Annotated in this window: 5 protein-coding genes; 1 reads left to right on the top strand and 4 read right to left on the bottom strand. The window is 41.6% G+C overall.

Going from position 1 to position 12,411, the window contains the following annotated elements; translation table 11 throughout:
* Positions 1–1,112: 1,112 nt before the first annotated feature.
* On the bottom strand, positions 1,113–2,669 hold the full coding sequence (gene spoVB / locus MHH63_RS13390) for a stage V sporulation protein B (protein ID WP_340395611.1): 1,557 nt from the start codon (positions 2,667–2,669) through the stop codon (positions 1,113–1,115).
* Positions 2,670–3,140: 471 nt separating this feature from the next.
* On the opposite strand from spoVB, the gene MHH63_RS13395 reads away from it, so the two are divergent.
* The gene (locus MHH63_RS13395; RefSeq protein WP_341171657.1) at positions 3,141–6,620 is read left to right on the top strand and encodes a sugar-binding domain-containing protein; all 3,480 of its coding nucleotides are present in this window, start codon (positions 3,141–3,143) and stop codon (positions 6,618–6,620) included.
* A gap of 91 nt (positions 6,621–6,711) precedes the next feature.
* Here the strand turns inward: MHH63_RS13395 and MHH63_RS13400 are convergent, their stop codons facing one another.
* The 3 genes from MHH63_RS13400 to MHH63_RS13410 all read right to left on the bottom strand — a co-directional run bounded on the left by MHH63_RS13400 (position 6,712) and on the right by MHH63_RS13410 (position 12,373).
* The gene (locus MHH63_RS13400) at positions 6,712–9,501 is read right to left on the bottom strand and encodes a glycoside hydrolase family 3 C-terminal domain-containing protein (RefSeq protein ID WP_341171658.1); all 2,790 of its coding nucleotides are present in this window, start codon (positions 9,499–9,501) and stop codon (positions 6,712–6,714) included.
* Between the two features lie 180 nt (positions 9,502–9,681).
* Positions 9,682–11,163, bottom strand: a complete 1,482-nt coding sequence (locus MHH63_RS13405; RefSeq protein ID WP_341171659.1) for an Lsa family ABC-F type ribosomal protection protein — start codon at positions 11,161–11,163, stop codon at positions 9,682–9,684.
* 301 nt (positions 11,164–11,464) lie between these two features.
* Positions 11,465–12,373 carry an NAD(P)/FAD-dependent oxidoreductase gene (locus MHH63_RS13410; RefSeq protein ID WP_341171660.1) on the bottom strand — a complete coding sequence of 303 codons (909 nt, stop codon included), beginning with the start codon at positions 12,371–12,373 and terminating at the stop codon, positions 11,465–11,467.
* Positions 12,374–12,411 lie beyond the last annotated feature (38 nt).

Genomic DNA, 12,411 nt, shown 5'->3' on the forward strand with positions numbered 1-12,411 from the left:
TCCTTATCAGTACTTACTTAATAGTATACATCTCCATTACAGTCAGTCCGTAAACGGGTACGAACCAGTAACGCAACCAAATCATTCATTAAATGCCATGGGATTGGTATATCAGCTCCCCTACCCTCTCCAATAACTTGCTCCAGTACGTATTCATCTGTTCAAACTATACTACATGTTTTCTTTCCATAAAGACCGCCTACTATTTCTTTTAGTAAAAAACAGCAGAGCAGCGATCATCCGTTATAGGAGAATTGTTGCTTTGCTGTTATGAACCGGGGGTCGAATGCTTTTATCCGTTGCACCTACCTAAATCACCCAGTCTTGATCAAGTTTAGAGCTTTTCGGACTCAGAAGACGCTATTTGCTTGTTTTTAGGATTTTTAGTTAGGTTACGGACTCCAGTGCAACTATTCCTCAAAAAGAGAGCCATTTTTGGTTTTTTTCATGGTAATAACTGCGATGGGGTCCGATAAAATTCCAAATGTAAGCTAAATCTGCTCTTAAGGTCAGCTGTGTCCGATAGCAAATACGTGTGCGCAAAATGTTACCTAATCAATCCAACTTGCCATATGAATCATCCCAATAGGAATTACTTAAATTACTTATGAGATAGACTCCATTTTTGCTTTGAGGCAATTGAGCGTAGTTAACACATGGTCAATTAGGCAGCAATCTCCGATAATCAAGGATCGTTGCCTGATATTTTGGATCACTGGCGGTTTGCCTGAGCAAATTATGACTGTAACTTCTGATATCCCCACTCCGTATATTTGTAGCGCAAGATTTTAACGCAATCTAATGAGATAACTGTATTTTATACACTTAATCCATATTGCTAGGGAATAACTCCGACTTTAACTGCATTCTATACAATTAAAATCAAGAGAAATCACCTAATAGGCTTTAACTCGTGAGAATAGATGTAAGAAATACAGCTATTTTCAATACACAACTGTTTTGAACGATTATAGCTGCACAAAATACAGTTAAACATCTCGCTGCTCCCCATCCGTTACCTTCATCCGCCCCCATACTGGTACACAGAGGGTTGCATTATTACTCAATTTACTTTTTGGAGCACGGTACCGGAATATCAGAAATATTCCTTTTCAAGAAACAGGTGTAATCGTTGGTGGTTTCGGTGCCCTTTCCCACGCATGGGTTACCTGCAATGTTGCTGCATAGGTGATTAACGAAACAAGCAACGCTCCGAACAGTTCAATGACCTGCCCCAGGTGCAATCTTTCCAGAATTCCGTGAGCCGCCAACCCGCTAAGCGCCATGACAATTCCTCCTGCTCCCACCTTGAATACAATACGAAAGTCAAAATAAAACCCGATCGTTCCTGCCACAGATAAAAAATTCAACAGTGTCAGCAGCAAGAGCCCCAGTCCGAATCCCATGGCCACCCCTTCGATTCCAATATTAGAACCTAGAACAAAGATCGCAATCACTTCAAAAATATTCGTAAGAATATGATTCCACATAACGGTTGATGCTTTCCCCAAACCAAGCAAAATTGCTTGCAGTGGCGCTCCGAAATAATAAAGAAAAAATAAGGGTGCAATTAACCTTAGCAGCTCGCCCGCTTCTGGCGAATGATAGATCATAGTTGTTAAGGGTACAGCCCATAAGTACAGGATGATTGTACATGGGAAACCTACTATAAGCGCGGATCGCATAGCCATATCCATCCGATTATGCATAAGCTTGCTATTGTTGCTCACACTTGCTTCGCTGATCGCCGGAATTAATGCAGTCGACAACGATTGTGTGAAGAAGCTGGGGAGAAACAACATGGGAAGAGCATAACCCGCTAGAAGTCCGAATTGCTTGGTCGCCATCTCAACACCTACACCAAACAGTACTAGACTTTTCGTAATCAGCAGTGGTAGAAAGGCATGATAGAGCGAATGAATAAAACCGCTGCCTGTCATCGGTAAGCCGATACGCAGCAAATCTCTCAACGTACTGTCTCCTTTAAGTGAAATTCTTGACGTAGGTGGTGGAGAGGTTTTGACCTTACCTCGATTTGCCCATTTGAAAACAGCAAACAAATAGAGCAAACCAAAACCTTCCCCAACAACGGAGGCAGCCATTGCGCCAGCAGCCGCATAGGCAATACCGTAGGGCAACAATACGTTGACAACACCGATAATGACAATGATTTGCGCCAGATTCTCAATAATATCGGAAAAGGCAAGTGGGTTCATGTTCTGTTTTCCACGAAAATAACCTTTCAGTACAGCAGACATCGCAATAATTGGAATGATCGGCGTAATAGCAACCATAGCATAATACGCCCGCTGATCGGCCAAAAAAATCGATGCGATCCATTTTGAGCCTAATAGAGCCACTAAAGTTAATATAATACTCAACGTACCCGTAATGCTTAAGGATACTGTGAGAATACGCTTTACTCGCGCTTCATCCTGCTTAACCTCAGCTTCCGATACAAGCTTTGAAATCGCAACAGGAAGCCCCAGCTCTGTCAGCGTAATAAATAAGGGAAGCAGTGGATGAGCAATCATAAGCAGCCCTACTCCCTCTGCTCCCAAAAAACGTGCCAGCAAGACTCCGTTCAAAAAACCAAGCCCTTTTGTGAAAAATGACGACACGGTTAATATGAACGTGCCACGAATAAAACTTTGTTTACGCATCCCCATTTATACGCATCTCCACCTATGGTTTGTCCTGTCCTTCTTTCTAACTTATTCGAACAAACACAAGTACATGCAGACAAGTATTTGTAAAGTATTAAATCAGCGATAAGCCCAACACATCTTAGCCGGTGTACCAGGCAATTTCCCTCACTTTCATTAGCTTCTGTAGCAATAACATTTTTCATAGACCAGAGATACTTCTCTGTATTGTTCATTAGTACTGTTTTTGTATAAATTTCATCCTCCGCAATAAAAGATATATTAAGAAATAAATAGATAATTTACCAATGGCATGTTATCATTTTGAATGCGATTTCAATAGCTTTGTTATTACAGTTTTTTTACTCTTCTTCGTGAATGTCTTTTTGCAAAATCTTTGATATGATAAAAAAGAATACAAAAGGCTTTACGGAAATCATTCACATCGTTAATAACCACTTCTAAATTTTCCAAAGATAAAGGAGAACTTCATTCATGAGTCAGAAAACAAGATTAAATAATGACTGGTTATTCAGCAAACAGCCGCTTAAGTCCACTTTAGAATCGGTGATAGCAGCTGATTCGGAGTGGATCGACGTAACCTTACCCCATGACTGGCTAATTTTTGATACACATAATCTATATGAAAGCGGAGAAGGCTGGTACCGTAAAAGCATAGTTATAGATGAGAAAGTGCCAAATAGTCTTGTCTCGCTTCGTTTTGAAGGCGTATACATGGACTCCACTCTCTATGTGAACGGCCATATCGCAGGCGTCTGGAAAAATGGATACTCCACTTTTGAAATAGATATCACGCCATACATTATTGAAGGTATCAACGAAATCTATGTTCAAGTGGTTCATGAGTCTCCTAATTCACGCTGGTATTCTGGTGCGGGCATCTATCGCAGTGTATGGCTGAAGACGTATCCGGGGACACATATTGTGCCTGATGGTATTTATATCTCTACTCACAAAAAAGAGGATTCCTGGAATGTTGAGGTAGATACCGAAGTCTTGTGCAATGATCTATTGCAAAGCGAAAAACACTACATAATTCGTCACAGTATACTGGACGCTTCAGGTATCTGTATCTCTCATGCAGAAAATGAAAGTCCAGTACAAGTCGGGTCTGCTGTATCCAGCTCTGCCCTCTTATCCGTCAATAATCCAATGCTCTGGGATATTAACCAGCCTTACTGCTATTCCCTAAAAACTGAACTGCTGGAGAATGATCAGGTAATAGAAGAAGAAATCCAAACCTTCGGATTCCGTACGATGGAGTTTGACAGCCAACAAGGTTTCTTTTTGAATGGCCGAAAGGTGAAGATTCATGGCGTATGCCAACATCATGATTTGGGATGTTTGGGGGCTGCGGTTAATAAGGCAGCTCTAAAAAGACAGATTATCCTCCTGCAGGAGATGGGCGTAAACGCTATTCGTACGGCCCACAATATGCCAGCCGTTGAACTGATGGAACTAGCGGATGAGATGGGCGTGCTCATAGTTTCCGAAGCATTCGATATGTGGGAACGCAGTAAAACTCCTTTTGACTACGCCAGATTTTATCCGGATTGGTGGAAACAAGATATTGCCAGCTGGGTACGCCGGGATAGAAATCGCCCCTCCATGCTCATGTGGAGTATCGGAAATGAAATATACGACACCCATGCCGATGAACGCGGCCAAGAGTTAACCATAGAATTACGTGATCTGGTGCAGGTTCATGACCCTAAAGGAAATGCAGTGGTTACTATCGGTTCCAACTATATGCCATGGGAGAATGCACAGAAATGCGCAGATCTAGTGAAGTTCGCAGGGTATAACTATGCCGAAAAATACTATGACCAGCATCATGAGGAACATCCCGACTGGATTATTTATGGTAGTGAAACTTCGTCTACTGTACAGAGCAGAGGCATCTACCACTTCCCTTATGCTCAGTCTGTATTGTCTGACGATGATGAACAATGCTCAGCCTTAGGGAACAGTTCTACTAGCTGGGGTGCCAAAAACACAGAAGCTTGCATCATCGCAGATCGTGATGCGACCTACTCACCTGGACAATTTATTTGGACTGGATTTGACTATATTGGGGAGCCGACTCCGTACTTCACTAAAAACTCGTATTTCGGTCAACTGGATACCGCAGGATTCAAAAAGGATTCCTATTATATTTATCAAGCAGAATGGACGGATTACAAGGTCGCCCCGATGATTCATATTTTTCCGTACTGGGATTTCTCTGAAGGGCAGCTTATTGATGTGCGAGTATGCTCCAACGCACCACAAATCGAATTGTTCTTTAATGATCAATCCATGGGCACGGTTAACATTGACCATAAACATGGTAAAAAGCTGCTTGGGGAATGGCAGCTCCCCTATAGCAAAGGTACTCTCCGAGCAGTCGCTTATGATGAACACGGAGTACAGATCGCTGATGATACGGTAACTTCTTTCGGAGATTCGGCCACTGTGGTCATGAATCCTGATAAAACTCAGATGACTGCTGACGGATCGGACTTGGTATTTGTGGAGATCTCGACCCTCGATCAAGAAGGACGTCCCGTGGAGAACGCCAATAATCGTATTCAAATCTCTGTAGAAGGACCGGGGCGTCTTGTTGGTTTGGATAATGGTGACAGCACTGACTACGATTCATATAAAGGAACAAGTCGCCGGATGTTCAGCGGCAAATTGCTTGCGGTCATTGCCTCTTCATTGGAGTCAGGTACAATCGTTGTACGTGCATCTTCCCATGGCTTACAGTCTGCTGAGCTTACACTGACTTCGGAAGCACGAGAGCTAGATCATTCTAAGGACGAAGAGCTTGTACTTTATCAACACTCATCACAATCACTATCGGATGTGAGCGAGTTATCCCAAAACTATTTATCAGATGAAATTCCCGTTCGCAAGCTGGAAATCATATGCCCGCAAGGAAATCAACTAACGAAGGACACCCGTTCACTTCCGGTTCGTGTGCAAATTCATCCAGAGAACGCAACCTATCAGGAAATTGAATGGCGAGTTACGAATGCTGCCGGTATTGACGCTAATATAGCCGTTCTTGAGGCAAATGGGCATGAAGCAGTAATTTCGGCTTTGGGAGACGGAGACGTCTATGTACGGTGTGCAACGAAAAACGGTGCAGATCAAGTGCGCCTGTATTCGCTTATGGAATTCCATATTCGAGATATGGGAGCTGCCTTTTTGAATCCTTATGAGTTTGTTTCCGCTGGTTATCATAGCAATACGAGCCGGAACTTAACAAATGGGAATGAACGCGGAGTGGCTACTGCAAGAGAAGGAGAAAGCTGGATCTGTTTTGACAACATCGATTTCGGTGATTATGGAGCTACTGAACTTACCCTTCCTATCTTCGCGCTAGATAACGATAAATATACGATTGATATATGGAAAGGTACACCGGATGCTCCAAACGCAGCTCTGCTGACACAGGTAACCTATCAAAAACCATCCATATGGAATGTATATCAAGAGGAGACCTACCCATTACCTGAGCGAATAAAAGGTGTCACCACCCTTTGTTTTGTTCTTCATAAAAAGATTCATCTCAAGGGCTTTCAGTTTAACAAGCCTTTAAAAGCGTACGAACAACTTAACGTTCTGGAATACAATCAGATTTATGGGGATTCCTTTACGCTGGCAGATGGACAAATCAAAAATATTGGTAACAACGTCTCTCTCATCTTTAAAGATATGGACTTCGGTCATACTGGAAGCACTAAACTAACCTTATGCGGGCATTCGCCTATCGATAAAAATACTCTGCATATTCTATTTAGCGGACCAGAGGGTGAAAAGAGACAGCTTGTGGAGTTTACACAGTCAAGTGATTATTGCGAAAGAGAATTTGTATTGGAGCGCATAACCGGTCCGCAAACCGTCACCTTTATATTTCTACCGGGGAGCCAGTTTGATTTTAAGTGGTTCCAGTTCCAAGCAGAGTAAGGTATTTTCAACTTTAAACTAATCGATTAGCAAAAGGAAAAACCCTACGCATTAGCGCAGGGTTTTTCCTTTAACTTATATTTAGAGCTACTTAGTCAACTTTATTAAATTCGATCCAGTCGATCTGTAAACCTGGTTTAATGAATTCCAGTTTCATTTCATAAAGACCTGCTTCGAGTTCTACTTTCACAAGCTTTTGTCTAATCCATTGACCTTCTGTCCCGTTGGTTTGAATGGTTGTCATCAATTGATCATTCAAATTAACATTGCATGCACTTTGAGCCAGCTCAGGCTCTGTTGACATGATATGCACGAGGATCCGATATTGTCCAGCTTGGCCAACTTCAAAGAAAGTCGATCCTTCAACGGCTGGCTTAACCTGTGGATTTTGAGATAAGGATTGTACTTGTTCTGCAGTAAGTGAAGGATTAGCCTTAAAGGACTCAACTGTTTCAACAATTTGCTGTTTTCTCGAGAATACTGGAGCATGTATGATGAACTCACAAATATTCATTGCAGAACGTTGCAGCTCTCCTCTAGTCAAAGATCCATTTTCCAAGGATTCAATGGTGTTGTCATTCCATCCATTAATTTCGGCGCCATAGTTAGCTACAACCATGTACAGGTCATTTTGTGCACGGACCATCCAATTTGTAAATTTCCGGTCTGCAGCTCCACCATTAACGACATCATTCATGATAGCCCACCAGTCTGTCATGACAATACCTTTGAAGCCCCATTCTCCGCGGAGAATTGTAGTGTTCAAATCGTAATTTGAAGCGGCCCAATGTCCATTAACAGGGTTATAGGAGGTCATAATTGAATTCGCTCCACCCTGCTTCACTGCAATTTCAAAACCTTTCAAATAAATCTCGCGAAGCGCACGTTCCGACACAACAGCGTCCACTTTACTGCGATGTTTCTCCTGATTATTGCAGGCAAAATGCTTCAGCGTGGCATTAGAGCCACCTTTCATAATCCCACGTGTACATGCAGCGGCAAACACCCCAGAGATCAAAGGATCTTCAGAAAAATACTCAAAGTTGCGGCCATTAAGCGGGCTGCGACGAATATTTAGACCTGGTCCAAGCAAGGTGTCTATGTTGTTTCGTACCAACTCTTGTCCTTCTAACACATACAGCTCTTCGACTAATTCGGCATTCCAAGTAGCTGCAAGAAGCGTTCCGATCGCAACCTGAGTCGCTTTTGCTCCACTATCCATACGAATTCCTGAAGGACCATCTGCCGTACATGCAACAGGGATTCCTAAGTTATATAGACTATCACTTACTCCTCCAAATGCAGAAGCTGTACCCGGTGTAACCAATGGGCTGCTCATACCTTCACCCCGTACAATGGCAGCCAAATCATCGTCACTAAGCTGGGCAATAAAAGCTTCCATACTAACTTTTTGTTCAAATACATCTCTTAATTTATGCCCTTGATTGCCTGTCTGGGAGATCGTTGTTGGTAGATTGCTCTCGATCCGTTCTGCTAACGAAATCTTGCGTGTTGGAACCTCTGCATAAACAAGTTCATATGAACCGTCTGCTTTTTGAACACCAGGTTGCATTCTTGTAAAGCTTTGCGTGGGTGCAAGAGCTTCTTGTAACTGTTCCACAACTTGAAGAGTTTCCACGACATAGCCGCTATTCCCTTCAACCTTGACTTCCTCCACTTTTTTAACACTCGTTCCCACAAATATGCGGTACGTGCCTTCTTCTAGCACATAAGCGGAAGCATGCCCTGACACACCAGCATCATCATAGGAAGCCATTGAATGAACAGGGAAACTCACGGTAAGACGTTGAGCTTCGCCTGGCTGAAGGACTTCTGTTTTTGCGAAGGCTGCCAAAGCTTTAGCAGGCTGTCCCAATTTTCCTTGTGGAGCTTCATAATAGACCTGAACAACCTCTTTTCCAGCAAAGGTAGTTCCTGTATTAGTTACGGTTACGCCGACTTCAACATTAAGTTCGCCAGCTTTGTAAATAAGTTTAGCTTCTTCTGGCTCGAGCTTAAACGTGGTATACGATATTCCATAACCAAATTCATATTGAACCTTTTCTGGGCAAAATGTCTCGAAATAACGATAACCAACATAGATATCTTCCTGATAAAGGTTTGTAAATTCATTACCGTAGTTGTGTGTTGACGGGTAATCGTTGATGGAATATGCGATCGTGTCTGTTAATTTTCCGCTTGGAGTTACTTCTCCAGCCAGCACGTCCGCAATTGCATTACCACCTTCCATTCCCCCCTGCCAAGAGTAGATGACAGACGAAATCGGATTTTTATAGCTTTCATCGTTCAGCCAGCTCATATCAATAATATTAGAGACGTTCAGTACAACAATCGTTTGCTCAAAATATGTAGTTACCTGCTTCAGCATCGCTTTTTCATCAGCTGTTAGTTGGTAGCTTCCTGAACCATCGACATTATCCTGATCTTCTCCTGCTGTACGTCCGATTACAATGATTGCTTTGTTCGATTTACTTCTAGCCTCAGCTACCAATTCGTCGGATAAAAGCATTTCCTTCTGGTTCCATGGCTCTGCAGCCCAAACGCCGCCACCATTATCAAATGGATTTTGCTCAATCCACTTCTCATATAATGCTGCCAAATCTTCGTTGACCGTAAGGTTCTTTTTACTGCGAAGACCGCCCAGCAGGTTGGTCGTATAAGTAACATGAACACTACCGCCCGAACCAGTACCACTGCGATAATAATTCACTTGAGTTCTGCCAAAAACAGCAACATTATCACTTTCACCAAGCGGAAGCACCTGATGATCATTCTTCAACAGTACCGCACCTTCTGCTGCTACCGTCCGGCTAAATTCTGCAAAACCTTCTAATGGAATTCCCACACTCTGTGTACTCAACTTGTTTCCTCCTGTTGTTCAATTCTATAGGTTGTTTCTTTAGGCATCAATTACATATCATAAAGTTTAACTATACCATTATAGTACATTGGATAACTGTAATATATATAATAATTATCTTTATTAATATAATAATATTGGTCTGTTAGAGTTGGAAATTTTCAATCGATGTTAAAAATATCAGCTAAGTTCAATGATCTTCGTGGCAACATTATGGCAAAATTCGCGATCATGCTCCACAAAAACGAGTGTTGGTGTATATTCAAGCAATAGCTCCTCAATTTGCATACGTGAAATAACATCAATAAAATTAAGCGGTTCATCCCATATATACAAATGAGCTTTTTCACTAAGACTTTTGGCGATCAGGACTTTTTTCTTTTGGCCGCCACTGTAAGTGGATATATCCTTATCAAATTGAATTCTGGAGAAATCAAGCTTTCGCAGAATAGATTTAAAAAGACTTTCATCTATCCCATTCTCTCTAGCATAATCTGTTAAATCGCCCCGTAGATCTGAAGTGTCTTGTGATACGTAGGAAATGATAAGCTGGCTATCCTTAGTGAAGGTGCCGGTATAATCTATCTCCTCACCGCAGATCAATTTGATGATACTTGATTTGCCGGAACCATTTTTACCCGAGAGTGCAATTCTCTCCCCCTGCTCAATGGTAAAGCTTACTTCTGAACATACCCTTTTCTCTCCGTAAAAAACCGAAACATTGTCCAGCTCCGCAAGATGACGTTTATGATAAGCAAGCTGCGTAATCTCTAAGTTCTCAGAATTTTCGATGTTTTTAAGAAGCTTAGACTTTTCGTTGATGGCAGATTGCTGTCTTTGCTCGATGGCTTTAGAGCGTTTCATCATTTTAGCTGCCTTGTGTCCAACATAACCTTTATCTAACTTAGATCCAGAATTCCTAGTTCCATTTTTAGTTTTTTCCACCTCATGTGACCAGTTACCTGTTCGTTTAGATGAGGCTGACAAGCGTTTGATATCTCTTCTAAGTTTTTCGTCTTCCGCTATCTCAAAGTTATCTTGTCTGACTTTATTCTCCCACCAGCTAGAAAAATTGCCCTTTTGAATCTCTATATTGGTTTTGTTAATTGACAAGATGTGGTCCACACAATTATCAAGAAAGGATCTGTCGTGAGAGACCAGAATATATCCACTTTTCGTATTGAGGTAATTACTGACAAGCTTTCTTGCCGTCATATCCAAATGATTTGTAGGTTCATCAATCAACAGGAAGCTATTTTCCTTAATGAATAATGTGGCTAACAGCACTTTCGTTTGCTCTCCGTTAGACAATGAATCAAAGGGACGATATAACACATCCTCAGAAACCTTTAGCAAAGAAAGCTCACGCATTAACTTCCAATGAATATAATCCGGAAAAATCTCGCTGATCACATCTATGGTGTTAAGCTCCTTGTTATTCACCTGAAAGGGGAAATATTCAAAGCTGACATGAGCAGAAATATTACCGCTGTATTCATGCTTTCCAAGCAATAAGCTAAGAAATGTAGTCTTTCCTCGACCATTTCTCCCTGTAAAACCTAATTTCCAATCGGTATCGATTTGAAAGTTTACGTTCTCAAATATGTTATCGTAGCTGCCTTCATAGGCAAAGGTTAGATTTGTGACATTTATTAATGACATAAAATAATCCTCCTGTATTTTAACAAAATAAAAGCCACAAGAAAGTTACTTTCTTGTGACTCAAATAAATACAGCAAATCCAGCCCCAAATGGAGTTAGATATGGATATATTTTCGAGTGAAAAGAAGTAGTAACTTTCTTGCATACAAAGAATAAAACAAACGAAATAAACCATTGTTGTTGTTTTATTCATCATGGGACGCAAGAATAATTACTACACTATACTTTTCAACTCCGATCATTAATTTGTAATTATGTTATCATGCATATTTATTATTTTCAACTTCCTACCCATAATTCGTTAAAAAAGTTCAAATTCTTCTTCTATAAGATCCATATTTACACTCATAGCTGTCCGACTCCCGTCAGCCGCGGCATACACTAACTGAGAAGGCATAAAATAAGAAACATCTCCAGCCGAATATAATCCTGGAATCGAGGTTCTCCCCGCACCATCCGTGCTAAACCCACCAGAATCATTCCGCTTTACAGTCAAATGATCTACGATTGATGCCGTTTGGATCAAATTCGGAGAAATAAACCCTCCCGTTCTTAAGATCTCAGTACCATCTGCAAAGCGAACCGCCTGAAGTTGCCCGTCATGACCCATAAAAGAGGAAACTGATTGTTCATTGACTACAACCCCCTTGGCCTCAAGACTTTTTTTCTGTTCATCTGAAAGGAATGTCTTGCCGTTCGTGCAGATAACCAAATCTTTACTCCAATTGAGCAGCATTTTTGCCATATGAAAAACATGTGGATTTTCGGAAACAACGACAAGGGGTTGATCTCGTAATTCCCAGCCGTCACAATACGGGCAATTAAACAGACTTTTTCCGTATAATGGTCGTAAGCCCTCTATCTCAGGAAGGACCTCCTTTAACCCGGTCGCCAAAATCAATCTGCGAGCTTCAATGTGACGACCAAACGAATCATGTACCGCAAATCCAGAATCATTTTTGTTAATCGAAATAATCTCAGTCTGGATATGCTCAACTGACGGATAACGTAGTACCTCCTCATACGCAATGCGACGAAACTCGGCTGGTGTAACCCCGTCTCTTGTAATAAAACCATGTGATGCATGGGTAACAGCATTCCTTGGCTGATTATTATCAATTAAAGCTATTTTTCTTCTTGCCCTACCAAGAACAAGGGCTGCGTTCAAGCCTGCGGGGCCACCACCAACAATAATGCAATCGTAAATCATATGAATCATCTCCTATATGCAGATATTAAAGACTCTTT

This window comes from Paenibacillus sp. FSL H3-0310 (genome assembly GCF_038002785.1).
GTDB lineage: Bacteria > Bacillota > Bacilli > Paenibacillales > Paenibacillaceae > Paenibacillus_AQ > Paenibacillus_AQ odorifer.